Below are 25,373 nucleotides of genomic sequence, written 5' to 3'. Positions count from 1 at the left end.
AATCCGCAGCGGCTTGGCAATCGTTGCATTCGCGCAGTGGTACTTGGATTCTGGACGGCTTCGCGCAAGAAGCAAGAACGCCCGCACACCGGTGAACCGGTGTGCGGGCGATGTCATTGTGCTGCCCGCGCTTTGCTCTGTTCGGCAAGGGCGATCGGCTTGAAATCATAGGTGGGATAGAACTCGGTGCGGTAACTGCCCCACGCGGTATTTTCCAGCGCCAGATTCACTTCCGCGAGCCTGGACGCAGGAAAACGCACGGTGACGACCTGACCGATGCCCATCACGATGTTCCAGCTCACCACTTCGACCCCGGCAGGTGGGAAGGTTTTATAGAAACCTTGTTGGGCAAGCTGGGCCTTGAGCTCGCTGAGCGGTCGGGATTGGTCATGTTTAAGGAACACGGTCAGCATCATGGTGTTGTCCGTGACGGCATTCTTTGTCTCAGCCGTTGTCGCTTGCGCACTGCTGAAACCGAGCAAGCCTGCGGACATCAGGAATGCTGACATCAGCAGTGACTTCAATGTCTTTTTCATATCGAACTCCAGCTTTATTGTGGCACGGCAGACTTGGTTTTCACGGTACCGGTATAGGGCGCATGGACCACATGTATGCGTACGGGCGGATTGCCTTCAATCATGTCGCGCGGCACTTCGCGAGAATAAGTGAATTCGTTTTTATTCAGCGTCTCCAGGCGTCTCACGACTGTTTTGATCGGCCCCTTATCCGGTACCAGAACATGTTTTTGCTGGTTCCCGGTCACGAAGAAGTAACCGCCACCGCCGTTGTTGTATTTGGACTCACCCGTGTCGGTGTAGAAGAATTCATAACGATTGGTTTCAGGATCCCATGTCGATATTCCGACGACGCCGGGATATTTGGCCTTCACGTCAGTCTGCGAAGCGCCTTCGATGTAGACCTTGGTCGTCAGCCAGCGCGGTGAGGACGCCAGTTCGCGGATGTCGGCGTTGGCAGCTGCGATTGGCGACAGCAATATCGCAGACAGTAAATATTTCCTCGCTCGATTATGCATGCTCAATCCTCATTACCAAATCAGTAAGATTGCGTAGTTGATCCGTTGAAGTAAGGCGGGGGGAATATAGGCAGATAAATGAAGTGTTCTCAAGGCTGCGTAGTTGTTCGTAACAAAGTTGATTGCCAAGGCAGTCGAGCATCATTTGGAAAAGAACTTAATGTTTTAATTTCTTGTAGGAAGATTCTGAAAGTTAAGTGTAAAGGAGGTCGCGATCATGTTGATCGGAAATCAGTAATGTACGTCGCTGCCATACGCCGGACTGGCATTGACAAATCAAGTGACGTACTGCGCGACGCCATTACCGAATGACCAGTTCTCTTTTTTCACCTCCAGAAGATTGACGAACACATCCTCCAGGCGTATGCCGAATCGAGCGTGCAGGCCTTCGGCGATGGTTTTGAACAGCAATTGTTTCTTCTCCACGCTGCGGCCTTCGCTGATGGTGATCTGGATGAACACCACGCCGTCGCTGCGCTGGATGCCAAGGTATTGCGGGTCATACACGAAGTGCTGGCCGTCGTGCTCGTTGAGAATCTGAAAATTGTCGTGCTCGGGCACATCGATGCAGGTGCGCAGGGCGGCGTAGATCTGTTCGCCGATGCGCCTGGCGAAAGTGGGGTCGGGGTTTTGCTGGATATCGACGCGAACCAGTGGCATGGCAACCTCCTTGAATTGTGGCTCCTCTCACGTTAGATCAAAGGCAAAGTTCTGGCGGGTGATTGGTCTGGAATATCGCGGATTCCTTGTGTGAGAGGACTTACGTGACTCGAGGATTTTGCCTACGGGCATGGCAGATGCGTCTGCTGGTCAGTGTGAATGGAAAAGTTTGATGATAGGGGCATGACGAGAGCCGTCGGTGTGCATACGAGTGCCGGCCCCAATCCGCCAGCAGCCAAGGAGGGCAAATGTTTCATAACGATCGCGAAAATCTGGAACTCGACAGGCTCGAAAATGAATCACGGAAACTCGTGGCCGAATGGAAAAAGCTTCAGGCCGAGGAGAAGAAGCTATCAAGGGAGACGAGGCTCTATCCAATTGCGGTGTTTGGCGGAGTGTTGACTGCGATCACTGCAGTCGCAGGCGTGTTCTTCAAGTTTTGAGTATTCATGCTTGAGATCACTCAGGCGCATTATCCAAGGGATAAATCTGTATGAGCACATATGACCGCAAGGCAAGACTGGAACGAATTGAACGGGAGTTCGCGGAATACGAGGAAACGGTGCGCAACAGAGATAAAAGAGAGAATGGCAAGCTCTGGTTGCTCTTCGGTTTCGGGCTGTACTGCATTTTGTTGGGATTCATGCTCGGCATATCACTCTGAGCGCGATAGATGAAGCATGGCCTGATCGCAAAAACGTATCCGTATGCGGCATCTGACATACCTGATTGCGACCATGTTTTTCCTATAAACGACTACCCAGCAGTCTGCTCCGCACAACCATTCCTCAGCTAAGTCTTTGCTTGCGTTGATTTATCACGGAGAATCGCCCCCCTGTTTCGGCCGGAGCATGTCTGTCGGTTTTTTCCGACGCGTCCTGACCGAGTGGCAAGTGACCGGAATGCGGAGATCCGACCGGATGAATGATCAGGCCAATAGCCTCGAAAAGCGCTTCGATGCAGCAGCACCCGCTGAACTTTCGAGCTGGAATCGCCAGGACACCACCTGGATGCTGGGACTGTTTGGGACGGCCATTGGCGCCGGCACCCTGTTTTTACCGATCAACGCAGGGCTGGGTGGCTTCTGGCCGCTGGTGATTCTCGCGCTGCTGGCGTTCCCGATGACGTTCTACGCCCACCGTGGCCTGACCCGTTTTGTGCTGTCCGGCCGCGAAGGCGCCGATATCACCGAAGTGGTCGAGCAGCATTTCGGCATCAAGGCCGGTGCGGTGATCACGCTCCTGTACTTCTTCGCCATCTTCCCGATCCTGCTGATCTACAGCGTCGGCCTGACCAACACGGTATCCAGTTTCCTCGAACACCAAATGCACATCACGCCGCCGCCGCGCGCGCTGCTGTCGTTCGTCCTGATACTCGGCCTGCTGGCCGTGGTGCGATGCGGTGAACAGGCCATCGTCAAGGCCATGAGCCTGATGGTCTATCCATTCATCGTCGCGCTGCTGTTCCTCGCCGTGTACCTGATTCCGCACTGGAACGGCGGCATCCTCGCCACGGCCTCGCAAGTGCCGGCGCCGTCGGCGCTGCTGCACACGCTGTGGCTGGCGATTACGGTGATGGTGTTCTCGTTCAACCATTCGCCGATCATCTCGGCGTTCGCGGTTGATCAGAAGCGCCGTTATGGCGTACACGCTGAAGAGCGCAGCTCGCAGATTCTCGCGCGCGCTCATGCACTGATGGTATTGATGGTGCTGTTCTTCGTATTCAGTTGCGTACTGACCCTGTCGCCGGAGCAACTGGCTGAGGCGAAAGAACAGAATCTGTCGATCCTGTCGTACCTCGCGAACCACTTCAGCAACCCGACCATCGAGTTCGCTGCGCCGTTGATCGCATTTGTGGCGATTTCCAAGTCCTTCCTCGGCCACTACATCGGTGCGAGCGAAGGTCTCAAGGGTCTGATCGTCAAGAGCGGCAAGCGTCCGGGCGCCAAGGCGCTGGATCGCATCGTCGCAGCGTTGATGCTGGTGATCTGCTGGATTGTCGCTACCCTGAACCCGAGCATCCTCGGCATGATTGAAACCGTCGGTGGCCCGGTAATTGCGGCGATTCTGTTCCTGATGCCGATGTATGCGATTCGCAAGGTGCCGGCGATGGCGCGTTATCGCGGTCAGGCGTCGAACGTGTTTGTTACTGCGGTAGGGCTGGTAGCGATTTCGGCGCTGGTTTACAAGCTGGCTGTCTGACCGACCTGTGCGATTGCGAGCCTGCCATCGCGAGCAGGCTCGCTCCCACAAGGTTTCGGCAGGCATAAAAAAACGCCGCTCATCTCACGATGGGCGGCGTTTTTTATTGCCTTGCAGCGTTAGGCTTGAACGACCGGAATGTTGGCGTTCGCAGCGGCTTCACGGAACTCGGCGATCTGGTCGAAGGACAGGTAGCGGTAGACATCGGCCGCCATGCTGTCGATCTTGCCAGCGTATTCCATGTACTCCTCGACGGTCGGCAGGCGACCCAGGATCGAAGCAACGGCAGCCAGCTCGGCCGAGGCCAGGTAGACGTTCGCGCCGTCGCCCAGACGGTTCGGGAAGTTACGGGTCGAAGTCGAGACCACGGTGCTGTTCGGCTCAACGCGTGCCTGGTTACCCATGCACAGCGAGCAGCCTGGCATTTCCATGCGTGCGCCAGCCTTGCCGTAGATGCCGTAGTAGCCTTCTTCGGTCAGTTGGTGAGCGTCCATCTTGGTCGGCGGCGACAGCCACAGACGGGTTGGCAGCTGACCCTTGACCTGATCCAGCAGTTTACCGGCAGCGCGGAAGTGACCGATGTTGGTCATGCACGAACCGATGAACACTTCGTCGATCTTCTCGCCAGCAACGCTGGACAGCAGACGGGCGTCGTCCGGATCGTTCGGCGCGCACAGTACAGGCTCGTTGATCTCGGCCAGATCGATTTCGATGACTTCGGCGTATTCGGCGTCGGCATCGGCTTCCATCAGTTCCGGGTTGGCGATCCAGGCTTCCATCGCTTGAGCACGACGTTCCAGGGTACGCGCATCGCCGTAGCCTTCGCCGATCATCCAGCGCAGCAGGGTGATGTTGGACTGTAGGTACTCGGTGATCGACTCTTTCGACAGCTTGATGGTGCAACCGGCAGCCGAACGTTCGGCCGAGGCGTCGGACAGTTCGAACGCCTGCTCCAGGGTCAGACCTTCCAGGCCTTCGATTTCCAGGATGCGGCCGGAGAAGGCGTTTTTCTTGCCTTTCTTCTCGACGGTCAGCAGACCGTTCTGGATAGCGAAGTACGGAATGGCATGAACCAGGTCACGCAGGGTGATGCCAGGTTTCATCTTGCCTTTGAAGCGCACCAGGATAGATTCCGGCATGTCCAGCGGCATGACGCCAGTGGCTGCAGCGAACGCGACCAGACCGGAACCGGCCGGGAACGAGATGCCCATCGGGAAACGGGTGTGCGAGTCACCACCGGTACCGACGGTGTCCGGCAGCAGCATGCGGTTCAGCCACGAGTGGATGATGCCGTCGCCCGGACGCAGGGAAACGCCGCCGCGGGTCATGATGAAGTCAGGCAGGGTGTGGTGGGTGGTCACGTCGATCGGCTTCGGATAAGCCGCGGTGTGGCAGAACGACTGCATCACCAGATCAGCGGAGAAGCCCAGGCACGCCAGGTCTTTCAGTTCGTCACGGGTCATCGGACCGGTGGTGTCCTGGGAACCGACGGTGGTCATCTTCGGTTCGCAGTAGGTGCCGGGACGCACGCCCTGGCCTTCTGCCAGACCGCAAGCCTTGCCGACCATTTTCTGCGCCAGGGTGAAGCCCTTGGTGCTTTCAGCTGGTGCTTCCGGCTTCTTGAACAGGTCGAACGGTGGCAGACCCAGCTCGGCGCGAGCCTTCTCGGTCAGGCCACGGCCGATGATCAGCGGAATACGACCGCCGGCACGGACTTCGTCCAGCAGCACCGGGGTTTTCATTTCGAAAGTGGTGATGACTTCGTCGGTACCGTGCTTGCAGACCTTGCCAGCGTGCGGGTACAGGTCGATTACATCGCCCATGTTCATGTTCGATACGTCGAACTCGATTGGCAGTGCGCCGGCATCTTCCATGGTGTTGTAGAAGATTGGAGCGATCTTGCTGCCGAAGCAGAAACCGCCAGCGCGCTTGTTCGGCACGTAAGGGATGTCGTCGCCGAAGAACCACAGCACCGAGTTGGTCGCCGATTTACGCGAGGAACCGGTACCGACCACGTCACCGACGTAGGCGATCGGGAAACCCTGGCCGCGCATTTCTTCGATCTGCTTCATCGGGCCGGTCTTGCCTTGCTCGTCCGGAACGATGCCGTCACGAGCCATTTTCAGCATGGCCAGGGCGTGCAGCGGGATATCAGGACGCGACCAGGCGTCTGGTGCTGGCGACAGGTCGTCGGTGTTGGTTTCGCCGGTGACCTTGAACACGCGCAGGCTGATCTTGTCGGCCAGCACCGGACGCTTCTTGAACCACTCGCCGTCAGCCCAGGATTGCAGCACGGCCTTGGCGTGAACGTTGCCGTTCTTGGCTTTTTCCGCGACGTCGTGGAAGGCATCGAACATCAGCAGGGTGTGCTTGAGTTCTTCGGCGGCGACAGGCGCCAGCTCGGCGTCGTCCAGCAGCTCAACGAGGGTGACGATGTTGTAGCCGCCCTGCATGGTGCCGAGCAGTTCGACAGCGCGTTTCTTGTCCAGCAGAGGGGAGGTGGCTTCGCCCTTGGCCAGGGCAGACAGGAAACCGGCCTTGACGTAGGCGGCTTCGTCCACTCCAGGTGGTACGCGATTGGTGATCAGGTCAACGAGGAAAGCTTCTTCGCCAGCCGGAGGGTTCTTCAGCAGCTCGATCAGGCCTGCTGTTTGTTCGGCGTTAAGCGGCTGGGGAACGATACCCAGGGCTGCACGCTCTTCGATATGTTTGCGGTAGGCTTCAAGCACAGTTATTACCCTCATCAGTGGTCCCAAATGGGTGTCCGGGACGCTCGTCGCGAAATGCTCGTACTCATGCGCTGCGCGGCGTTGTGGGCCGCTTAGCCAGAATTACCGGGCATTCCTTACAGAAGCTGCTTTCAAAGTTTTACGCCTGCAGAACGGGGAGCTGATGAGGGTTGGCGTTGGGCTTTTCCCCGCTGGAAAAACCCTTCGCCAACACCGCTCTGAAGGAACGACTGTGCTCGTGACGCTTTGAAAACAGCTTCTAACGGACATTGGCGCCTTAAAAGGCTGGCTGATTCTACGGCAAAAAAAATTTAAAGGTAAGTCGCGTGCTATTGGACTTTCGTGGCAATCAGCCGGGCCGCGGCCAACCTGCAACGCTGGCGAGACCCTGCTGTTTGAGGGGTGATCAATGCCCGACAAAGGGCTAACATGCCGGCCTGTTCCGCGTTTCAGTGTTTTGCCAATTTATGCCCAATCAGACCATCAAGACCCCCTGCGTCGGCCTCTGCTCAACCGTTTACGGTGACCTGGTATGCCGTGGCTGCAAGCGTTTCCACCACGAAGTGATCCACTGGAATGGGTACAACGAGGAGGAAAAGCGCGCGGTCTGGCTGCGGCTGGAGCAATTGCTGTCACAAGTGATGGCGAGCAAGGTCGAGATCTTCGATCCGGCGCGTCTGCGCGAACAGCTGGAGCAGCGCAAGATCCGCTTCGTACCGCATCAGTCGGAATATTGCTGGGCCTATCAACTGATCGCCCGGGGCGCGCGGGTGATCGTTAATCTGGAAGCGTACGGGATGGTGTTGCTGCCGGAGTTCCGCGACTGGAACCTGCCGGAACTGCGCGATGCCATCGATCGGGAATTCTTCCTGCTGTCGGAAGCGCATTATCAGCGCTATATCGCCCCCGGATTTCTCAAGGATGCCTTTGGCGCCTGAACAGCAAAAAGATCGTAGCCTTCGGCAGCTCCTACATGGGAATGCGTTCCCATGCAGGAGCTGCCGAAGGCTGCGATCTTTTTGCTTTTAATGTTTCACCGCCAGTTCCACCAGATGATCCTCAACCTCCTGCGGCTTGAGCACCAGCACGTCGCTTTCCAGCGCATCCAGAATCACTTCCGCGGTATTGCCGATCAACGCCCCTGACAACCCGGTGCGCGCCACCGTGCCAATGACCGTCACCGCCGCTTGCAGCTTGTGCGCCATGAACGGGATCAACACATCTGCGGGGCCTTCTTCGATGTGCAGATGTTCATCATCGACATCGAATTCCGCCTGGAACGCCCGACATTGCTCGCGGTAACGCGCCGCGATGGTTTCGCTCAGTTGCAGCGTAGGATCCGCCGCCGATAGCATCGGCGACGGATGCGCGGCAATCACATGCAGATGCGCCTTGGCCAGGCTGGCGATGTCGTAGCCGTGATCGATGATGGTGCTGTGCAAATGCCGGTGCTCGCCGTCGGCATTGCCGACATCGACGGCGGCAAGAATCACTTTGTCCTTCCACGTTCCGGCGGTTTTCACCAGCAGCACCGGGGTAGGGCAGTGGCGCAGGAGTTTCCAGTCCGCCGGGGTCAGCAGGGCTTTTTTCAGCGAGCTGTCCGGGAAGTGCTGTTTGATCACCAGCCCGCAACCCTCGGCCTGCTGCACATCAATGATGGTTTCGTGCAGGCTTTCGTTCCACGCCTGTTCGGTGGTCACGCTGTAGCCGTCGGCCACTAGCGCGGCTTTGAGCACACTCAGCATGCCGGAGTGTTCGTGCTTCTTGTCACACACCAGCAGGTGCAGATGGGCCTGGGTCACGCCAGCGATCAACTTGGCACGCTTGAGCGCCAGGCTTTCCGAATGTTCGGGTTCGATGACCACCAGAATGCTGCGAATGGCTTGCATGAGCGGAGTCTCCAGCAAAGAAAAGGCACGGCGTTGCACAACTATAGTTGCTGCTCGATCGTGCGCGACTTGATGCATATCAACGCCAGCCGCTGGTGGTCTGCGGGCAGGCCGGTATAATCGGCGCCCTTCGCTCCAACACCTTTTACCGTGAGCCCCATGATCCTTCCCGAAATCCACGAATTCCTTGGCTGCCGCACCCCCGACGCCTGGGTTCAGGCTGCCCTGGCCGATCAGGAAACCCTGCTGATCGACCACAAGAACTGCGAGTTCAAGGCCGCCAGCACTGCGCTGAGCCTTATAGCCAAGTACCACGCCCACGTCGATCTGATCAACATGATGTCGCGTCTGGCCCGGGAAGAACTGGTGCACCACGAGCAGGTCATGCGCATCATGAAACGGCGCAAGATCGAGCTGCGTCAGCTGCACGCCGGCCGTTACGCCTCGGGCCTGCGCAAAGTGGTGCGCAGTCACGAACCGGTGAAACTGGTGGATACGCTGGTAGTTGGCGCGTTTATCGAAGCTCGCAGTTGCGAGCGCTTCGAAGCGCTGGTACCGCATCTGGACGAAGAGCTGGGCAAGTTCTATTTCGGTCTGCTGAAAAGCGAGGCGCGGCATTTTCAGGGTTATCTGAAACTGGCCTATCAGTATGGTGATGCCAAGGATGTCGCGCAGGTGATCGACCGTGTCCGTGCTGCCGAACAAGAGTTGATCGAGTCGCCGGACGAGGAATTCCGCTTTCACAGCGGTGTGCCGGTCGCCGCATGACTGGGTTGGAGCTGCCGCAGGCTGCGATCTTTTGATTTTGATCTTGAATGTTAAAAACAAGATCAAAAGATCGCAGCCTTCGGCAGCTCCTACAGGGGTCCGCAATCCAATCGGACATCATCGTCTGATTGTTAAAAACTCTTAAGAGTATGAAACATCACCAAAAACCGGCCCGCGTGGCCGGTTTTTGCTGTCTGGCGTCAGCGCCTGCCCAGCGATTGCCCGCATAATATCGGCCCTTCCACGTTTGGCTTGGCAACGGTCGTTATGGATAACCTGGGTTTTGGCAAAGTCCTGCTGGTCGAAGACGACGAACGTCTGGCCACGCTGATCGCACACTTTCTTGAGCAACACGGCTACGAGGTGCGCACGGTACATCGCGGCGATCTCGCCGTGGCCGCGTTTCTTGAATTCAAGCCGAAAGTGGTGGTGCTCGACTTGATGTTGCCGGGGCAGAGCGGTTTGCAGGTCTGCAGGGAAATTCGTAGCGTGTCGGACACCCCGATTGTGATACTCACTGCCAAGGAAGACGACCTCGATCACATTCTCGGCCTGGAATCCGGCGCTGACGATTACGTGATCAAACCGATCAAGCCGCCGGTACTCCTCGCCCGGTTGCGAGCCCTGCAACGGCGGCAGATGCCGGACACCAGCGTGGTCAGTTTCCTCGAGTTCGGCCAATTGAGCATCGACCGCAGTTGCCGCGAAGTGCGCTTGACTGGTGAGCTGATCGAGCTGACCACCATGGAGTTCGAACTGCTCTGGTTGCTCGCCAGCGCGGCGGGCAAGATTCTTTCCCGCGACGACATTCTCAACCGCATGCGCGGCATTGCTTTCGACGGCCTCAACCGCAGCGTCGACGTCTACATCAGCAAACTGCGCAACAAACTCAAGGACAATCCCCGGGAGCCGGTGTGCATCAAGACCGTGTGGGGCAAGGGCTATCTGTTCAATCCGTTCGCGTGGGAGTTGTAGATGCTGCGCTTGTTCCTCGGACTGTTTCTGGTAATGACGGTGGGGCTGGTGCTGGCCTTGCAGACGGTCGAGCACACTTTCAACGCATTGCTCGACAACCAGACGCAGGATTACAACCGTGAAGCCGTGCGCGGTCAGGCGTGGTCGCTGGTCGATCATCTGCAAGGCCGCCAGGGTGCCGAGCGTGAGCAGAAACTCGATTCGTTGCGCACGCACTACGGTCTGTCGCTGAGTCTGGTCGAGGCTGATCAACTGGCGCTCACACCGCAGGAAAAAGCCGAGCTGGCGCGGAACCTGTTGGTGATCCGCGACGACTACACGCAGTTCATCAGCAACATCGATGGCGGCTCGCAGTTACTCAGCATCAAGCTGCCGCCGGAGCCGAGCCTGATGCCGTTCTACATCACTGCGGCGTACATGATGCTCGCGGTGTTGATCGGCATCGTGCTGTTTTTCTGGGTGCGCCCGCACTGGCGCGATCTGGAAAAACTGCGGCTGGCCGCCGAGCGTTTCGGCGACAACGATCTGTCGGTGCGCATCCAGTTGTCGCGGCGCTCGAACATCCGCGATCTGGCCGAGCACTTCAATCTGATGGCGGCGCGCATCGAGGGGCTGATCGCCAATCAGCGCGAGCTGACCAATGCCGTGTCCCACGAATTGCGCACACCGATCGCGCGGCTGTCGTTCGAACTCGATCAGCTCAAACAGCTACCGGACGCCAGCGAGAATCGCGAGCTGATCGCCGACATGTATGCCGACCTTGGTGAGCTGGAGGAGATGGTCTCGGAGCTGCTGACCTACGCCAGCCTCGAACACGGTGCGACGGTGATCAAACGGGAGAATATCCACGCGGCCGACTGGCTCGACAGCGTTGTCGGCAGTGTGGCGCTGGAGGCCGAAGCGGCGGGGGTGCAGTTGTCGATCGGCGATTGCCGGGTCGACACCGTAAGCGTCGAACCGCGCTTCATGGCGCGGGCGGTGATCAATCTGCTGCGCAACGCCATCCGCTACGCCGAGCAGCGCGTTGAGGTATCGCTGCTGCGCAACGGCGATGACTATGAAGTGCGGGTCAGCGACGACGGGCCGGGTGTGCCGCTGGATGGGCGGGAGAAAATCTTCGAACCGTTTTCGCGACTGGATGCCAGCCGGGATCGACGCACCGGTGGTTTTGGGTTGGGTCTGGCGCTGGTGCGCAGGGTTTCGCAGTCCCATGGCGGGCAGGTTGAGGTGGGTGACTCGGTGTGGGGTGGGGCGTTGTTCAGGATGACCTGGGCGCATCTGGATTGAATGATGTGCCTGACCCCCTTCGCGAGCAGGCTCGCTCCCACAGGTGATTGCATTCCAAATGTGGGTGCGAGCCTGCTCGCGAAGGGGCCGGTCTTCAGCGAGTCAGACCGAGCCGCTCATGCCACTGGGCGATCGATTCTTCGGGATATTCATCAAACTGCTGATCCTTCGGCTTGGCCTCGACCTCAATCCACGGCGCTTTCGAACCTAGCATCAAGTGCGTGTGTTCCGGCGGAACCGGCAGTGGCGTGTCGATCGCCGAGGCGAATGGATGAATCAGCTCTGGCCACTCCGGGCTGAACAGCCACAAACCGCTGCCGCACAGCGAGCAGAAGTGACGCTCGGCGCTGCTGCGATGGGCGCGCTTATCGCCGTCGGCTTTCATATTTGCGTGATAGATGCTGATGTTTTTGCGTCCGCGAACCTTGAGAGTGGTCGCGTCGCCGCCCAGGTTGATCGCATAACCGCCACCGCCCTGGGTCTTGCGGCAGATCGAGCAATAGCAGCGTTGATAGGGATAAGGATGGGCGCTGTCGAGGCTGAACGTGACTTCGCCGCAATGGCAGGAGCCTTCGAGATGCATGATGCTCTCCTGTGTCTGAATGGTCCGCTTCAGCCTAGAACATTTTGCGTAGCGCTTGCCGGTGTGATGCGACCGGCGGGCGCAGCGTCTAGCCCCAGTGTCCCCGCGATCCCATGGGGCGAGACTTTCGGAACCCGGCATGCAAGCGCTGTTGAACGAGATCCTTGACGCAGTCCGGCCCCTGATCGGGCAGGGCAAGGTTGCTGACTACATTCCCGCCCTCGGCACGGTGCCGGCCAACCAGTTGGGCATCGCCGTGTATGGCAACGACGGTGAAATGTACTTTGCCGGCGACGCCGAAACGCCATTCTCGGTGCAGAGTATTTCCAAGGTATTCAGTCTGGTGCAGGCCATCGATCACTCCGGCGAAGCGATCTGGGAACGGCTCGGCCATGAGCCGTCCGGCCAGCCGTTCAACTCGCTGGTGCAACTGGAATTCGAGCGCGGCCGCCCGCGCAATCCGTTCATCAATGCCGGGGCGCTGGTGATCTGCGACATCAATCAGTCGCGCTTCGCCGCGCCGACGTTATCGATGCGTGACTTCGTCCGGCGTCTGTCGGGCAACCCGCAAATCATGATCGACGGCAAGGTCGCCGACTCCGAATACCAGCATCGCGCGCGCAATGCCGCGATGGCCTATCTGATGCAGTCGTTCGGCAATTTTCACAACGATGTCGAAGCGGTGCTGCGCAGCTATTTCAGCCATTGCGCGTTGCGGATGAACTGCATCGATCTGGCCCGGGCGTTCTGCTTTCTGGCCAATGATGGTTTCTGCAAACACAGTGGCGAGCAGATCCTCACGCGCCGCCAGACACAGCAGGTCAACTCGATCATGGCCACCAGCGGTTTGTATGACGAGGCGGGTAACTTCGCTTATCGCGTCGGCCTGCCGGGCAAGAGCGGGGTCGGCGGCGGGATCGTTGCGGTGGTGCCGGGGCAGTTCAGCGTGTGCGTGTGGTCGCCGGAGCTGAATGCGGCGGGTAATTCGCTGGCCGGGATGGCGGCGCTGGAGTTGCTCAGCTCGCGGATTGGCTGGTCCGTCTTCTGAACACACACCACGATTTCCACTGTGGGAGCGAGCCTGCTCGCGAAGAGGCCGGTACATCCAGCATCGATGTCGTCTGACCGGACGCTTTCGCGAGCAGGCTCGCTCCCACAGGGTGCAGTGTTGCTTTGCAGGATCGTGTTCTATACATTTTCCGGCCGCTCTCTGCATGGTGAATCCGCTTCATGTCTCTTGCGCTCGAACGTCTGGTTGCTGGCACGCCGATCCCTTTCGCTGGTAATCGCGTCACCGTGGTCAGCCCCGAACTGGCCGCGCGGTTTCAGCCCGGTGACCATTTGCTGGTCGAGCAGGTCACTGGCGAGCTGTTACTGATCCCCGTGGCCGATCAACAGGCTGCGTCGGTGGCGATCGAGCGTGCGGCCGCCGCATTCACTGCGTTGTCGGCGGTGTCCGATGAAGCCATCAGCCAGTTCTTCGACCTGTTCGCTCAACGCCTGGAAAATCCTGAGTGCTGGACGCAGATCGAAGCGGCCAACCGCGCCGACATCGAACGAGCCAAAGCCCGCGGTCGCTCGACCACGCGATTGCTCGCCGATGAGCGCATGCGCCGCGACATGATCGCCGGCCTGCGCGCATGGCGTGATGCGCCACCGACCCGGGGCAAAGTGATCAGCAGTGTCGAGCACGACGGCTGGAAGGTTGAGCAAGTGGTCTCGCCGCTGGGCATTGTCGCGTTTGTCTTCGAAGGCCGGCCCAATGTATTTGCTGACGCTGCCGGAGTGTTGCGCACCGGCAACACCGCAGTACTGCGCATCGGCAGCGATGCGTTGGGCACCGCGCAAGCCATCGTCACTCACGCGCTGAATCCAGCACTGGCCGCCGCCGGCTTGCCGGTTGGCGCGGTGTCGTTGGTGGAAAGCGTCAATCATGCTGCCGGTTGGGCGATGTTTGCCGATCGACGTCTGTCGCTGGCGGTGGCGCGCGGCTCGGGCCGTGCGGTCAGTCAGTTGGGCAGCATCGCCCAGCAGGCCGGCACTGCCGTCAGCCTGCACGGCACCGGTGGCGCGTGGCTGATTGCCGACCGTGACGCCGACGCCACCCGTTTCGCCGCGGTGGTGCGCAACTCGCTGGATCGCAAAGTCTGCAACACCTTGAACGTCTGCCTGATCCAACGCGAACGCGCCGCCGAACTGGTGCCGCTGTTTCTCGATGCGTTAAAAGCAGCCGGTACTGCGCGCGGTCAAGGCTGCAAATTGCACATCGTCGAAGGCAGTGAAAGTTGCCTGCCAAGCGAATGGCGAAACGCGACGGTGGAGGTGTATCGCGCGGAGGGTTACCGGACCGAAGCTCTGGCCGAATCCTTGCCCGAGTCAGATCTGGGCCGCGAGTGGGAATGGGAAGAAACCCCGGAAGTCAGCCTGATGATTGTCGACGATCTGGATCAGGCCATTACGCTGTTCAACCGCTACAGCCCGCAGTTCACCGTGTCGCTGATCAGTGAGGACGCGGCGGTTCAGGAACGCTTCTACAACGCGGTGAATGCGCCGTTTGTAGGCAATGGCATCACCCGTTGGGTCGACGGCCAGTACGCGCTGAACAAGCCGGAACTGGGCCTTTCGAACTGGGAGAGCGGCCGCCTGTTTGCGCGCAGTGCGATTCTTTCCGGGGATGGCGTGTTTACCGTGCGCAGCCGGATGACTCAGATTGATCTCACGGTGAAACGCTGACTGAAATCCGGACCGCACCTTGCAGGAGCTGCCGAAGGCTGCGATCTTTTGATCTGATCGTTCCCACGCTCCGCGTGGGAATGCCTCTAGGGACGCTCCGCGTCCAGTGACGCAGAGCGTCACGGCCTGCATTCCCACGCAGAGCGTGGGAACGATCACCGGCCGGGGCGTCAGGCTGCATTGGAAGTCTTAGCGCTGATCGCGCAAGTCTCAGGCCGCTCGGCCAGCGGCACAAAGGTGCGACGATCGGAAGAGAGCGCGTCAATCGAACCGGTCTCGATGTCGTACACCCAGCCATGCAGATTCAGCCGGCCTTGCTCCTGCGCCAGGCGCACACTCGGGTGGGTCTGGATATTCGCCAGTTGCGCGATGACGTTCTCGCGCACCATCGAACTCAACTTCGCCGCAGCGCTGCCATGCGTGCGCGCTTCGTTCATCACTTTCGCCGATTCGGCATGTTGCAGCCAACCGCTGACGGCGGGAAGGTGATCCATGCATTTGCACTGGGTAATCGCGGTCATCGCGCCGCAATCGGAGTGGCCGCAAATCACGATATCGGTCACCCCCAGTACCGCCACCGCATACTCCACCGTCGCCGAGACACCGCCCGGATGCGGGCTGTAGGAGGGCACGATGTTACCGGCGTTGCGGATGACGAACAGCTCGCCGGGTTCCTGCTGGGTCAGCAGCTCAGGCACCACACGGCTGTCGGAGCAGGTGATGAACAGCGTGCCGGGTTGCTGAGTAGTGGCCAGATGTTTGAACAGTTCACTGCGTTGCGGGAAGGCTTCGTTCTGGAATTTCAGGAAGCCGTCGATCAGGGCTTTCATGGGCGTGTCCTCTTGGCAGAAATCGGTTGGCCCGCACGCAAGGTGCGGGCCGGGCGCATCAGAACGGACGCAGCGGCAGGAACTTGCCGTCGAGGGTGACCACGGCGCGGGAGCCGCCTTCCGGGTCTTCGACTTTCTTGATATCCAGTTTGAAGTTGATCGCGCTGATGATGCCGTCGCCGAACTGTTCGTGAACCAGCGCTTTGAGGGTGGTGCCGTAGATCTGGATCATCTCGTGGAAGCGGTAGATGGTCGGGTCGGTCGGCACACCGCTGAGGCTGCCGCGCAGCGGGATGATCTGCATCGCCGCGACGTCGTCAGCGCTCAGCTCCAGCTTGTCACCGACCACTTGGGCGGCGTTTTCCGGCAGCGGGTGCTGGCCAAGCAGGGCAGCGGTGACGTAGGCCAGGCTCAGGCCGGTGTCGTCGGCGAGATCCTGCCACGACAGATCTTTGCGAGCCTTGGCGTCGAGAATACGAGTGGTCAGGGCCAGGCTGGTGTCGTTGTAGGCGTGGGACTGTTGCATGGTGTCACTCCTTTCAGGGGTTGGCTTGCTGTGTGGGAGTAATCTTCTGCCGATTGATCAATAGCGTCCAAGACCGATATACAATGCTTAGCATAAGTCCTGCCTATAGATGGTGTCCCCATGCTGTTGCGACATTTGCGTTATCTGCTGGCCGTTGCCGATCACGGCGGCTTCACCCGCGCCGCCGAAGCGCTGCATGTCTCGCAGCCGACGCTGTCGCAGCAGATACGGCAACTGGAAGAGACCCTCGGGGTGAGTCTGTTCGACCGCACCTCACGCACGGTGAAACCGACGGACGCCGGCGCGGCTTACATCGAATGCGCGCGGCGTGTGCTGGTGGAGCTGGAGGCCGGGCAGCGCGCGCTGCACGACGTGAAGGATTTGTCCCGCGGTACGCTGCGCCTGGCGATGACACCGACGTTCATGGCGTATCTGGTCGGGCCGTTGGTGCGGGACTATAGGGCGCGGTTTCCGGGCATTCATTTGCAGATTTTCGAGTTGTCGATGGACGACATCGAGGCAGGGCTGGCGGATGACTCGCTGGATGTCGCGATCGCGTTTACGCCGGTGCGCAATGCCGACATCGAATGCATTCCGGCGTTTACCGAAACGCTGGGGATCGTGGTCGGACGTGAGCATCCGCTGTATGACAGCTGCTCGGTGCTGGGCCTGGAGGAGCTCGCTTCACTGGATTTCGCCTTGCTGGCGCCGGGTTTCATTACGCGGTTATCGGTCGATGAGCATTTTCGTCAGAACGGGATTACGCCCAAGGTGCGGATCGAGGTGAATTCGGTGAGTACGTTGCTGGAGGTGGTGCGCCATTCGCCACTGGCAACAATGCTGCCTGAGGCGATTGCCAGCGAAGACCGGGCGCTGCGCCGCTTGCGTGTCGAAGGGGAGGCGCCACAGCGGGGCGCGGCGTTGTTGCGGCGCAGGAATAATTATCACAATGCGGCGGCGCTGGCGTTTGTGGAATTGGTGCTCGGCATGAAAAGCCCCTCACCCTAGCCCTCTCCCAGAGGGAGAGGGGACTGACCGAGGTGTTTGGCCAGTTACGCCGACCTGAACGAGCTTCGTTGAGCTCATGATCGCCGCGGTCATTCAGGTCGAAGGATGGCCTGAGACAACTCGGTCGGCTCCCTCTCCCTTTGGGAGAGGGCTGGGGTGAGGGGCTAAGGTTTCACTCACGCCGCATAAATCGAGCGAATAAAAAGGCCTGCTCCAAATGGGGCAGGCCTTTATCAACAATCATTAACTCAATACAACCGATCAATCACCCGAACTTCATTCTGATTCTGCATCGAATCCCACGCCTGTTTCAGCGTCTGCAGTACATTGCCAATGAAGTCCTTGTCGGCCGCGGCCTTCTTGCCGACATAACCGTGGCCGCGGCGGTACATCTTCAGGCGGGCCAGCAGGTTCTGGTGGTTGCGGTCGAATTCTTCTTCGCCAGCGTGGGGCGACAGGCAGTCTATATGCACCTGGCCCGACTTGCTGATCCAGAGAATATGGCTGTCGTGGCTGTCTTTTTGCGCCGCGAACATACGAGCCAGTTCTTCGATAGTGGGTTGATTGTTCAGATTCATTGTTATGCCCCTTGACCAGTCTGGTGATCTTTCAAAGTTGATTCGCTAATACAGGTAGCCCATCGGTTAGTTGATCCCTGGCACCGAAACCAGGACGTCAGCGCTCGCCCGTGTGGAGTACGGGGTCGTGCATCTGTTGCATGTAGTCGTGTTGAATAACTGCTACGCAATAGCGTCACAACGAGGAGAAGCAGCGAAAACCGGGAGGCTCCTTGACGACATATCCAGTGTCGGCCACAAGCGTCTTGAGAATTTTCGCCAGCGCTTCTCGTCCTTGTACTGGACGTTCAGGCCAGGTCAGCTTCTTCAATCTGCCTTGTGGGCAGCGTGTATCCGGAAAAAACAACTCGGCGGTCAGACGAGCTTGCTCAAGCGTGTTACCAGCGCTCCCGATCGGGGAACGTCTTCATCATGCAAAAGCAAAACGATGCCGTCAACGGTTTTGTAGTGATTATTTTCAAGCACTACATATTGTCGGACAAAGCTGTTTTGGAATGAGAAAAGGTCCGTTTCAGCAACGCAGAGAAGGGAGCCGCAAGGGATTCAGCGAGTCGCCGGACGCGCCGTGCGTTTGCGTGTAACGGCGGTTTTGCTGGCCGTCGACTTGCGTTTTTTCTTCCACGGCGCGGCAGCTTTGCCGGCGGGAGGCGGGCCGCTGATGGTCAGACTGAGGGCAGAGCAGCGGGTGACTTGCTTGCTCATCCACGCGGCCTGTTTGGTGACGAATTCTTCCAGACTCATCTCGCCGCTTTGCACCATGTCCAGCGCCTGCTCCCAGATCGCCGTGGTTCCCGGATCGGCAATTGCCCGCGGCACGGCATCGATCAGGCTGAACGCGGCAGGCGTCGCCGCCAGTGCCTTGCTGTTCTTCACCAGATACCCGCGATCAAGCAGGCCTTGGATGATCGACGCGCGGGTGGCTTCGGTGCCGATGCCGGTGGTGTCCTTGAGTTTTTGTTTGAGCAGCGGATCCTCGACCAGTTTGGCAACGTTCTTCATCGCCTTGATCAGATCGCCTTCGGTGTAGGGTTTGGGTGGCTGCGTCCAAAGATCCTTGAGATTCACTTTCGCCACAGCGCATTCGACGCCCTGGCTCAGGGCCGGCAAGGTTTGCGGCGCGGGCGCTTCGCGGCCTTTCGCTGGCGCCAATGCCTCGGGCAGTGCGCGCTTCCAGCCCGGTTCGATGATCTGCTTGCCCACTGCGCGTAGCGCCTGCCCGTTGCAATCGAAATCGGCCTGGGTGCGATCGTATTCGTGATTGGGCAGGAACTGCGCCAGATAGCGCGCGCGGATCAGCGTGTACACCGCGCGATGCTTGCCGGTCAGGCGTTCGAGGTTCTTCGCGGCGATGGTGGGGATGATGCCGTGGTGAGCGCTGACTTTGGCATCATTCCAGGCCCGCGAGCGCCGCTGCGGTTCGAGAAAACCCTGCAAGGCTTCAAGGCTCGGATCGGCTTGACGCAACGCTGCGAGAATCGCCGGTGCCTCGCTGTGCTGGCTCAAGGGCAGGAAGCCGCAATCACTGCGCGGGTAGGTGATGACTTTGTAGGTTTCGTAAAGGGCCTGGGCGATGTCGAGGGTTTCCTGAGCGCCGAGGCCGAGCTTCTTCGAGCAGACTTCCTGCAAGGTGCCGAGGTCGAAGGGCAGGGGCGCCACTTCGCGCATGCGCTCGGTTTTCAGCTTGATCACTCGGGCGCTGGCGGCACTGTTGATCGCCGCCGCTGCCTGTTGGGCCAACGCCTGATTCAGGCAGCGATCCTGATCATCGCAAACGTCCGATGGCGCGCGCCATTGCGCGGTAAACGCTGTGTCGTCGTGCAGCAGTTCCACGTCGATTGCCCAGAACGGCACCGGCACGAAGTCGGCGATGCTGCGGTCGCGGTCGACCACCAGTCGCAGAGTCGGCGTCTGTACTCGACCTACCGGCAACACGCCCTGATAACCGGATTGACGGCCGAGCAGGGTGAACAGTCGACTCATGTTCATGCCGATCAGCCAGTCCGCCCGCGAACGTCCCAGCGCCGAGTGATACAGGCTGAACGTTTCGGCTCCCGGCTTCAACGCTGCCAAGGCTTTGCGAATCGACGCCTCGTCGAGTGCCGACAGCCACAAGCGGCGGATCGGCCCGCGATAGCGACAGTGCTCGACCAGTTCCCGGGCGATCATTTCGCCCTCACGGTCGGCGTCGGTGGCGATGATCAGTTCGCTGGCTTCGCCGAGCAGGCGCTTCACCGCTTTGTACTGGCTGGCGGTGCGCGGCTTGACGGTCATTTTCCACTTGTCCGGAATGATCGGCAGATCCGCCAGCACCCAGCGTTTGTAGCGCGCGTCGTAAGCGTCCGGCGGCGCGGTTTCGAGCAAATGGCCGATGCACCAGGTCACTGTGACGTCCGTCCCCAACCAGCAGCCGTCGCCGCGACGCCTGGCGCCGAGCACGGCCGCAATGTCTTTGGCCTGGGAAGGTTTTTCACAGAGGTACAGCCGCATATCTGCCATCGCTGGTTGGTGTGTGGAGTGCGCACAGGATGGCCGGAGTTGGCGGCGGGGGCAACTTTTATATGTATGGATATACAGATAAAACGTTGCTGAAGGTTTGTACCGTTCGGCTGCACGGCCAGCCGGGCCCGGGCCCATCAGCTATACCTCAACCGGTCTCTTCGCTGTGTTCAGGAGAACCTCATGAAAAGCCCCAGCCCCGCCATCAGCCTCAATCAACTCAGCGGCTGCCTGCTGGTGAAATTCCACGGCATCCAGGTCGCCGCGTCCTCCCATGCGCTGATCCTCAACGAGGCCAACTACCCGCCGGTCTATTACATCCCCCGCGAAGACATCGACGAAAAGTATTTCGCCCGTACCGACCACACCAGCTATTGCCCGTACAAGGGCGACGCCAACTATTTCAGTCTGCAAGTACCGGGACATGAGGGCGCCAACGCCGTGTGGACGTACGAAAATCCAAAGGTCTCTGTCGCACCGATCCGCGACTACGTGGCGTTTTATCCGGATCAGGTGAAGTTCGAAGTGATCAAAGAAGATGTCTGAATATAACTGTGGCGAGGGAGCTTGCTCCCTCGCCACAGAAACAGCGTTGTCCAGGGTTCAGTTCTTGTCAAGATCGATATTCTTCGTCTCCCGCAAGCAGATCATCCCCACCACCAGGCTCACCCCGGTGATCAGCACCGGATACCACAGCCCATAGAAAATATCCCCGGTGTACACCACCAGCGCAAACGACACGGTCGGCAGGAATCCGCCGAACCAGCCGTTGCCGATGTGATAGGGCAGCGACATGGATGTGTAGCGAATGCGTGTCGGGAACAGTTCGACCATCAGCGCCGCCAGCGGGCCGTAGCACATGGCCGAGATGATGATCAGCGCCACGATCAGGGTGACGATCATCGGTTTGTTGATCTGCTGCATATCGGCTTGTTGCGGATAGCCGGCGAGGGTGATCGCGCCGCGCAGTGCCGCCTCATCGAAGCCGTCGAGTTTCACGTCGCCGACACTCACTTGCACAGCGCTACCGGCAGGCGCAGCGACGCTGGAATAGGGCAGACCTTGCTTGACCAGGAAGGTCTTGACCTTGTCGCACGGGCTGTCGAATTTGGCCTTGCCCACCGGATCGAACTGGAAGGTGCAAGTGGCGGGATCGGCGAGCACGGTGATCGGTGCCTGACGGCTGGCCTGATCGATCGCCGGGTTGGCGTAATGGGCCAGGGATTTGAAGATCGGGAAGTACAGCGCGGTGGCCAGCAGCAGGCCGAGCATCAGCACCGGTTTGCGTCCGACCTTGTCCGACAGCCAGCCGAAAAAGATGAAGAACGGCGCGCCGATCACCACGCTGATGATCAACAGACTGTTGGCCACCGCCGGGTCCATTTTCAGGAACTGGGTGAGGAAAAACAGCACGTAGAACTGCGCGGCGTAGAAGGTCACCGCTTGCCCGGCGTTGATGCTGAACAGCGCGATCAGCACGACTTTCAGGTTTTCCCATTTACCGAAGGATTCGCGGATCGGCGCCTTCGAGGTTTTGCCTTCTTCCTTCATTTTCAGATACGCCGGCGACTCGTGCAGGCTCAGGCGAATCCAGGTGGAAATGCCCAGCAGCACGATCGACAGCAGGAACGGAATGCGCCAGCCCCACACTTCAAACTGGTCGCCGGTGAAGTAGCGGCAGCCGAGCACCACCAGCAGCGACAGCAGCAGGCCGAGGGTCGCGGTGGATTGAATCCAGCTGGTGTGGAAACCGCGTTTGCCAATCGGCGCGTGCTCGGCCACATAGGTCGCAGCGCCGCCATATTCTCCGCCGAGGGCCAGGCCCTGCAGCATGCGCAGCACCACCAGAATGATCGGTGCGGCGATGCCGATGCTCGCGTAGGTCGGCAGCAGGCCCACGCAGAACGTCGCCACGCCCATCAGGATGATCGTCGCCAGAAAGGTGTATTTGCGCCCGATCATGTCGCCCAGGCGGCCGAATACCAGCGCGCCGAACGGCCGCACAATGAAGCCGGCGGCGAACGCCATCAGGGCGAAGATGAACGCCGTAGTGTCGTTGACCCCGGCGAAAAACTGCTTGCTGATCACCGCCGCGAGGGCGCCGTAGAGGAAGAAGTCATACCACTCGAACACCGTCCCGAGTGATGAGGCGAAGATAACTTTCTGCGTTGCGTTGCTGGTCTCGGCGCTGCCCGCAGCGTCCAGCGGCTGAGCGTGGTCTGACATATCGGTATCCCTCACAGTGATTGTTTTTGTTGTTCCACTGGTGTTGCGTGTCCGGGTGATGCGCGATGCTTGAGTCTGGTGATGATGCCTGTGGGAGCGAGCCTGCTCGCGAAGGCGTGGTGTCAGTCAACGTTTATGTTGAATGTGCTACCGCATTCGCGAGCAGGCTCGCTCCCACAGGGGAAATATTTGCAGATCTGGACAAAATCAGTTGTGCCGCCTTCTCGGCAATCATCAGCGTAGGCGAACAAGTGTTGCCCGAGGTGATTCTTGGCATGATCGACGCATCGGCGACACGCAACCCCGGCACGCCGTGCACGCGCAGTTGCGCATCGACTACCGCATCGCCGTCGTTGCCCATGCGGCACGTGCCGACCGGATGGAAAATCGTCGTGCCGATTTTCGCTGCCGCTTCGTGCAGTTGTTCTTCGCTTTGCAGGTTGGCGCCGGGCAGGTATTCCACCGGTTTGAAGGCCTGCAGGGCAGGGGCGCTGACGATGCGTCGGGTCAGGCGAATCGCATCGGCGGCGACACGCAGGTCTTGCGGATGGCTGAGGTAATTGGGCTGAATCAGCGGCGCCGCTTGCGGATCGGCCGAGCGAATCTCGATGCGCCCCCGGCTCTGCGGGCGCAGGTCGCACACCGAAGCGGTGAACGCCGGGAAGCTGTGCAGCGGCTCACCAAAACGCTCCAGCGATAACGGCTGCACGTGATATTGCAGGTTCGCCGAGGTCTGTTCCGGGCCGGATCGGGCGAATGCGCCCAACTGACTCGGCGCCATCGACAGCGGGCCGCTGCGGTCGTACAGATAACGCAGGCCCATGCCCATCTTGCCCCACACGCTGCCGGCGATCTGGTTCAGGGTGCGGGCGTTTTCCAGCTTGTAGATCAGCCGCAGTTGCAGGTGATCCTGCAGGTTGCCGCCAACCCCCGGCAGCTCATGAATCACGCCGATGCCCAAGCGTTCGAGCAGCGGCCGCGGACCGATCCCGGAACGCTGCAAGATGCTCGGCGAGCCGACCGAACCGGCGCACAGAACAATTTCCTTGCGCGCCTTGAACTGCTTGATCTGGCCTTCATGGCGTGCGCTGACTTTCGTCGCGCGGCCGTCCTCCAGCAAGACACGATCAACTTCCACGCCGGTCAGCACAGTCAGGTTCGCCCGGCCTCGGAGCGGTTTCAAAAACGCTTTCGCTGCGTTCCAGCGCACCCCGGCTTTCTGGTTGACCTGGAAGTAGCCGCAGCCTTCGTTGTCGCCGTGGTTGAAGTCGTCGATGCTGGCGATGCCGCTTTGCTCGGCAGCGCTGCGAAAGGCATCCAGAATCGGCCACGACAGGCGCTGTTGCTCGACCCGCCATTCACCCTGATCGCCATGAAATTCAGCACCGCCGGCAAAGTGGTTTTCGCTCTGTTTGAACAGCGGCAGCACATCTTTCCAGGCCCAGCCCGGATTGCCCGCTGCCGCCCAACCGTCGTAGTCGCCGGCCTGGCCGCGCATGTAGATCATGCCATTGATCGACGAACAGCCGCCCAGCACCTTACCGCGCGGATAGCTCAGCGCACGGCCATTGAGCCCCGGTTGTTCTTCGGTTTTGAAGCACCAGTCGGTGCGCGGGTTACCGATGCAGAACAGGTAACCGACAGGAATGTGAATCCACGCATAGTTGTCGCGCCCGCCGGCTTCGAGCAGCAACACCCGTTGCTGAGGGTCAGCCGAGAGCCGGTTGGCCAGCAGGCAACCGGCGGGGCCGGCGCCGACCACGATGTAGTCGAATTCATCCAGGGTCGTGTGCATGCCCTGACCTCGCTTTTGTTTTTATTGTCGGACACTCTAGTTGTTAGCTTTCGTTAAAAGAATGTTAGTTTTTGCGCAGCCGCTGTGCGTTTTCAAACAGCGCTTAGCGACGATAGCTGACAAGGACCCGCCATGTTCGACTGGAACGACCTGCGCTTTTTTCTCGAACTGCAACGCAGCGGCCGCCTGCTCACCGCCGCGCGCCGACTCAACACCACCCACGCGACGGTGGCGCGGCACATCGAGTCGATCGAGAAAAGCCTCGGCACTGCGCTGTTCGTTCAACATGCGCAAGGGTATGAAATGACCCCGGCGGGGGAGGCGCTGCTCAAGCACGCCGAAGCAATGGAAAACGTCGCGTTGCTGGCGCAGGAAGAAATCACCCAGTCCACCGCACCACTGGGCAAGATCCGCGTCGGCGTCACCGAAGGCCTCGGCATCAAATTTCTTGCCAGTCGCATGATCGGCTTGTTCGAGCGCTATCCCGGGTTGGAGGTGGAACTGGTCGCCGTGCCGCGCTTCGTCAGCATCCTCAACCGCGAAGCGGAAATCAGCATCCACCTCGAACGACCGTCCGCCGACATGCTGGTCACGCGCAAACTCACTGATTATCGGTTGGCGCTTTACGCCAGCCAAAGCTACCTCGACAAAGCGCCGCCACTGCACAGCCGCGAAGACCTCGGCCGACATGCGTGGATCGGTTACGTGGATGATCTGCTGTTCAGCCAGGAACTGATGTTCCTAAACAGCTTCTGCCGCAGCCCGCGTGTGGTGTTTCACAGCACCAGCGTTATCGCCCAACAGGAAGCGGCGCGCTCAGGCTTGGGCATTGCGGTTTTGCCTTGCTACATGGCTGAGTCGGATCCGCAACTGGTGCCGTTGCTGCCGGATGAAAGCATCGAACGTAGCTACTGGATCAGCACGCGGCGGGAGTTGCACAAGTCGGTACGGTTGCGGGTGGTTTGGGATTATGTAGTGGGATTGTGCGAAGCAGAGCAGGGGTTGTTGCTTAACCTTTGAGATCAAAAGATCGCAGCCTTCGGCAGCTCCCACACC

At 59.6% G+C, this 25,373-nt stretch carries 24 protein-coding genes; 12 read left to right on the top strand and 12 right to left on the bottom strand.

The genetic code is table 11. The features are described from left to right. Positions 1 to 113: 113 nt before the first annotated feature. The 3 genes from GXB78_RS17830 to GXB78_RS17820 form a co-directional block, all read right to left on the bottom strand. Positions 114 to 536 (bottom strand): hypothetical protein, encoded by a 423-nt coding sequence (locus GXB78_RS17830; protein ID WP_329516362.1) that lies wholly within the window; start codon positions 534 to 536, stop codon positions 114 to 116. A 14-nt stretch (positions 537 to 550) separates the two neighbouring features. Then, entirely contained in the window at positions 551 to 1,033 is a 483-nt protein-coding gene (locus GXB78_RS17825) for a DUF4822 domain-containing protein (protein WP_039763154.1), read from the bottom strand. A gap of 276 nt (positions 1,034 to 1,309) precedes the next feature. Continuing rightward, complete coding sequence (locus GXB78_RS17820; RefSeq protein WP_329516361.1) at positions 1,310 to 1,693, bottom strand: tautomerase family protein; 384 nt, start codon at positions 1,691 to 1,693, stop codon at positions 1,310 to 1,312. A 248-nt stretch (positions 1,694 to 1,941) separates the two neighbouring features. Between GXB78_RS17820 and GXB78_RS17815 the strand changes: the two genes are divergently transcribed. The 3 genes from GXB78_RS17815 (at position 1,942) to GXB78_RS17805 (ending at position 3,894) form a co-directional block, all read left to right on the top strand. Continuing rightward, positions 1,942 to 2,136 (top strand): FtsB/FtsL family cell division protein, encoded by a 195-nt coding sequence (locus tag GXB78_RS17815; RefSeq protein WP_329516360.1) that lies wholly within the window; start codon positions 1,942 to 1,944, stop codon positions 2,134 to 2,136. A 50-nt stretch (positions 2,137 to 2,186) separates the two neighbouring features. After that, entirely contained in the window at positions 2,187 to 2,357 is a 171-nt protein-coding gene (locus GXB78_RS17810) for a hypothetical protein (RefSeq protein ID WP_178084490.1), read from the top strand. 256 nt (positions 2,358 to 2,613) lie between these two features. Then, a complete protein-coding gene (locus GXB78_RS17805; RefSeq protein ID WP_329516491.1) occupies positions 2,614 to 3,894 on the top strand; it encodes an HAAAP family serine/threonine permease in 1,281 nt (426 codons plus the stop codon). Between the two features lie 119 nt (positions 3,895 to 4,013). Here GXB78_RS17805 and acnB read toward each other — a convergent pair whose 3' ends face one another. Then, the gene (gene acnB / locus GXB78_RS17800; RefSeq protein WP_329516489.1) at positions 4,014 to 6,623 is read right to left on the bottom strand and encodes a bifunctional aconitate hydratase 2/2-methylisocitrate dehydratase; all 2,610 of its coding nucleotides are present in this window, start codon (positions 6,621 to 6,623) and stop codon (positions 4,014 to 4,016) included. Between the two features lie 467 nt (positions 6,624 to 7,090). Between acnB and GXB78_RS17795 the strand changes: the two genes are divergently transcribed. Beyond that, positions 7,091 to 7,561 (top strand): DUF1289 domain-containing protein, encoded by a 471-nt coding sequence (locus GXB78_RS17795; RefSeq protein ID WP_101155227.1) that lies wholly within the window; start codon positions 7,091 to 7,093, stop codon positions 7,559 to 7,561. 87 nt (positions 7,562 to 7,648) lie between these two features. Here the strand turns inward: GXB78_RS17795 and GXB78_RS17790 are convergent, their stop codons facing one another. Then, positions 7,649 to 8,512 carry a universal stress protein gene (locus tag GXB78_RS17790; RefSeq protein ID WP_329516359.1) on the bottom strand — a complete coding sequence of 288 codons (864 nt, stop codon included), beginning with the start codon at positions 8,510 to 8,512 and terminating at the stop codon, positions 7,649 to 7,651. Positions 8,513 to 8,671: 159 nt separating this feature from the next. Between GXB78_RS17790 and miaE the strand changes: the two genes are divergently transcribed. The 3 genes from miaE to GXB78_RS17775 all read left to right on the top strand — a co-directional run bounded on the left by miaE (position 8,672) and on the right by GXB78_RS17775 (position 11,542). After that, the gene (gene miaE / locus GXB78_RS17785) at positions 8,672 to 9,280 is read left to right on the top strand and encodes a tRNA-(ms[2]io[6]A)-hydroxylase (RefSeq protein ID WP_150741053.1); all 609 of its coding nucleotides are present in this window, start codon (positions 8,672 to 8,674) and stop codon (positions 9,278 to 9,280) included. 267 nt (positions 9,281 to 9,547) lie between these two features. After that, positions 9,548 to 10,255, top strand: a complete 708-nt coding sequence (locus GXB78_RS17780) for a response regulator (RefSeq protein WP_329516358.1) — start codon at positions 9,548 to 9,550, stop codon at positions 10,253 to 10,255. Next, positions 10,256 to 11,542 (top strand): ATP-binding protein, encoded by a 1,287-nt coding sequence (locus GXB78_RS17775; RefSeq protein ID WP_329516357.1) that lies wholly within the window; start codon positions 10,256 to 10,258, stop codon positions 11,540 to 11,542. A 94-nt stretch (positions 11,543 to 11,636) separates the two neighbouring features. On the opposite strand, the gene GXB78_RS17770 is transcribed toward GXB78_RS17775, so the two are convergent. Then, the gene (locus GXB78_RS17770; protein WP_329516356.1) at positions 11,637 to 12,125 is read right to left on the bottom strand and encodes a GFA family protein; all 489 of its coding nucleotides are present in this window, start codon (positions 12,123 to 12,125) and stop codon (positions 11,637 to 11,639) included. A gap of 139 nt (positions 12,126 to 12,264) precedes the next feature. On the opposite strand from GXB78_RS17770, the gene glsB reads away from it, so the two are divergent. Together glsB and GXB78_RS17760 are read left to right on the top strand one after the other, a co-directional pair. Continuing rightward, complete coding sequence (glsB, locus tag GXB78_RS17765; protein ID WP_329516355.1) at positions 12,265 to 13,173, top strand: glutaminase B; 909 nt, start codon at positions 12,265 to 12,267, stop codon at positions 13,171 to 13,173. A 182-nt stretch (positions 13,174 to 13,355) separates the two neighbouring features. Next, positions 13,356 to 14,858: an aldehyde dehydrogenase family protein gene (locus tag GXB78_RS17760; RefSeq protein WP_329516354.1), complete on the top strand. Its 1,503-nt coding sequence runs from the start codon at positions 13,356 to 13,358 to the stop codon at positions 14,856 to 14,858. A gap of 170 nt (positions 14,859 to 15,028) precedes the next feature. Here GXB78_RS17760 and GXB78_RS17755 read toward each other — a convergent pair whose 3' ends face one another. Together GXB78_RS17755 and cynS are read right to left on the bottom strand one after the other, a co-directional pair. After that, positions 15,029 to 15,688: a carbonic anhydrase gene (locus GXB78_RS17755; protein ID WP_329516353.1), complete on the bottom strand. Its 660-nt coding sequence runs from the start codon at positions 15,686 to 15,688 to the stop codon at positions 15,029 to 15,031. A gap of 58 nt (positions 15,689 to 15,746) precedes the next feature. Next, on the bottom strand, positions 15,747 to 16,214 hold the full coding sequence (gene cynS / locus GXB78_RS17750; protein WP_194934597.1) for a cyanase: 468 nt from the start codon (positions 16,212 to 16,214) through the stop codon (positions 15,747 to 15,749). A gap of 120 nt (positions 16,215 to 16,334) precedes the next feature. Here cynS and cynR point away from each other — a divergent pair, with 120 nt between their 5' ends. Beyond that, positions 16,335 to 17,222, top strand: a complete 888-nt coding sequence (cynR, locus tag GXB78_RS17745) for a transcriptional regulator CynR (protein ID WP_329516352.1) — start codon at positions 16,335 to 16,337, stop codon at positions 17,220 to 17,222. Positions 17,223 to 17,470: 248 nt separating this feature from the next. On the opposite strand, the gene GXB78_RS17740 is transcribed toward cynR, so the two are convergent. After that, positions 17,471 to 17,800: a hypothetical protein gene (locus GXB78_RS17740; RefSeq protein WP_130900437.1), complete on the bottom strand. Its 330-nt coding sequence runs from the start codon at positions 17,798 to 17,800 to the stop codon at positions 17,471 to 17,473. A gap of 543 nt (positions 17,801 to 18,343) precedes the next feature. Next, entirely contained in the window at positions 18,344 to 20,287 is a 1,944-nt protein-coding gene (locus GXB78_RS17735) for a DNA topoisomerase III (RefSeq protein WP_329516351.1), read from the bottom strand. Positions 20,288 to 20,479: 192 nt separating this feature from the next. On the opposite strand from GXB78_RS17735, the gene GXB78_RS17730 reads away from it, so the two are divergent. Continuing rightward, complete coding sequence (locus tag GXB78_RS17730) at positions 20,480 to 20,842, top strand: DUF427 domain-containing protein (RefSeq protein ID WP_329516350.1); 363 nt, start codon at positions 20,480 to 20,482, stop codon at positions 20,840 to 20,842. A 57-nt stretch (positions 20,843 to 20,899) separates the two neighbouring features. Here GXB78_RS17730 and GXB78_RS17725 read toward each other — a convergent pair whose 3' ends face one another. Together GXB78_RS17725 and GXB78_RS17720 are read right to left on the bottom strand one after the other, a co-directional pair. Then, on the bottom strand, positions 20,900 to 22,522 hold the full coding sequence (locus GXB78_RS17725) for an MFS transporter (RefSeq protein ID WP_329516349.1): 1,623 nt from the start codon (positions 22,520 to 22,522) through the stop codon (positions 20,900 to 20,902). Between the two features lie 133 nt (positions 22,523 to 22,655). Then, the gene (locus GXB78_RS17720; RefSeq protein WP_329516348.1) at positions 22,656 to 24,317 is read right to left on the bottom strand and encodes a GMC family oxidoreductase; all 1,662 of its coding nucleotides are present in this window, start codon (positions 24,315 to 24,317) and stop codon (positions 22,656 to 22,658) included. Positions 24,318 to 24,449: 132 nt separating this feature from the next. On the opposite strand from GXB78_RS17720, the gene GXB78_RS17715 reads away from it, so the two are divergent. Next, positions 24,450 to 25,337: a LysR family transcriptional regulator gene (locus GXB78_RS17715; protein ID WP_329516347.1), complete on the top strand. Its 888-nt coding sequence runs from the start codon at positions 24,450 to 24,452 to the stop codon at positions 25,335 to 25,337. Positions 25,338 to 25,373: the final 36 nt, after the last annotated feature.

This window comes from Pseudomonas moraviensis subsp. stanleyae, from assembly GCF_036283065.1.
GTDB classification, from domain to species: Bacteria; Pseudomonadota; Gammaproteobacteria; order Pseudomonadales; family Pseudomonadaceae; genus Aquipseudomonas; species Aquipseudomonas stanleyae.
The sequence above is the reverse complement of the archived record's forward strand: the minus strand, read 5'-3'. Positions and strand labels throughout refer to the sequence as shown.

Excerpts from the sequence above, each read along its gene's own strand:
- GXB78_RS17820 (WP_329516361.1), bottom strand. The coding sequence starts at position 1,693 with ATGCCACTGGTTCGCGTCGATATCCAGCAAAACCCCGACCCCACTTTC.
- GXB78_RS17715 (WP_329516347.1), top strand. The coding sequence starts at position 24,450 with ATGTTCGACTGGAACGACCTGCGCTTTTTTCTCGAACTGCAACGCAGC.
- GXB78_RS17790 (WP_329516359.1), bottom strand. The coding sequence starts at position 8,512 with ATGCAAGCCATTCGCAGCATTCTGGTGGTCATCGAACCCGAACATTCG.
- cynS (WP_194934597.1), bottom strand. The coding sequence starts at position 16,214 with ATGCAACAGTCCCACGCCTACAACGACACCAGCCTGGCCCTGACCACT.
- cynR (WP_329516352.1), top strand. The coding sequence starts at position 16,335 with ATGCTGTTGCGACATTTGCGTTATCTGCTGGCCGTTGCCGATCACGGC.
- miaE (WP_150741053.1), top strand. The coding sequence starts at position 8,672 with ATGATCCTTCCCGAAATCCACGAATTCCTTGGCTGCCGCACCCCCGAC.
- GXB78_RS17730 (WP_329516350.1), top strand. The coding sequence starts at position 20,480 with ATGAAAAGCCCCAGCCCCGCCATCAGCCTCAATCAACTCAGCGGCTGC.
- GXB78_RS17830 (WP_329516362.1), bottom strand. The coding sequence starts at position 536 with ATGAAAAAGACATTGAAGTCACTGCTGATGTCAGCATTCCTGATGTCC.
- GXB78_RS17740 (WP_130900437.1), bottom strand. The coding sequence starts at position 17,800 with ATGAATCTGAACAATCAACCCACTATCGAAGAACTGGCTCGTATGTTC.
- GXB78_RS17735 (WP_329516351.1), bottom strand. The coding sequence starts at position 20,287 with ATGCGGCTGTACCTCTGTGAAAAACCTTCCCAGGCCAAAGACATTGCG.
- GXB78_RS17815 (WP_329516360.1), top strand. The coding sequence starts at position 1,942 with ATGTTTCATAACGATCGCGAAAATCTGGAACTCGACAGGCTCGAAAAT.
- glsB (WP_329516355.1), top strand. The coding sequence starts at position 12,265 with ATGCAAGCGCTGTTGAACGAGATCCTTGACGCAGTCCGGCCCCTGATC.
- GXB78_RS17810 (WP_178084490.1), top strand. The coding sequence starts at position 2,187 with ATGAGCACATATGACCGCAAGGCAAGACTGGAACGAATTGAACGGGAG.
- GXB78_RS17795 (WP_101155227.1), top strand. The coding sequence starts at position 7,091 with ATGCCCAATCAGACCATCAAGACCCCCTGCGTCGGCCTCTGCTCAACC.
- GXB78_RS17805 (WP_329516491.1), top strand. The coding sequence starts at position 2,614 with ATGAATGATCAGGCCAATAGCCTCGAAAAGCGCTTCGATGCAGCAGCA.
- GXB78_RS17775 (WP_329516357.1), top strand. The coding sequence starts at position 10,256 with ATGCTGCGCTTGTTCCTCGGACTGTTTCTGGTAATGACGGTGGGGCTG.
- GXB78_RS17755 (WP_329516353.1), bottom strand. The coding sequence starts at position 15,688 with ATGAAAGCCCTGATCGACGGCTTCCTGAAATTCCAGAACGAAGCCTTC.
- GXB78_RS17825 (WP_039763154.1), bottom strand. The coding sequence starts at position 1,033 with ATGCATAATCGAGCGAGGAAATATTTACTGTCTGCGATATTGCTGTCG.
- GXB78_RS17720 (WP_329516348.1), bottom strand. The coding sequence starts at position 24,317 with ATGCACACGACCCTGGATGAATTCGACTACATCGTGGTCGGCGCCGGC.
- GXB78_RS17760 (WP_329516354.1), top strand. The coding sequence starts at position 13,356 with ATGTCTCTTGCGCTCGAACGTCTGGTTGCTGGCACGCCGATCCCTTTC.
- GXB78_RS17770 (WP_329516356.1), bottom strand. The coding sequence starts at position 12,125 with ATGCATCTCGAAGGCTCCTGCCATTGCGGCGAAGTCACGTTCAGCCTC.
- GXB78_RS17780 (WP_329516358.1), top strand. The coding sequence starts at position 9,548 with ATGGATAACCTGGGTTTTGGCAAAGTCCTGCTGGTCGAAGACGACGAA.
- GXB78_RS17725 (WP_329516349.1), bottom strand. The coding sequence starts at position 22,522 with ATGTCAGACCACGCTCAGCCGCTGGACGCTGCGGGCAGCGCCGAGACC.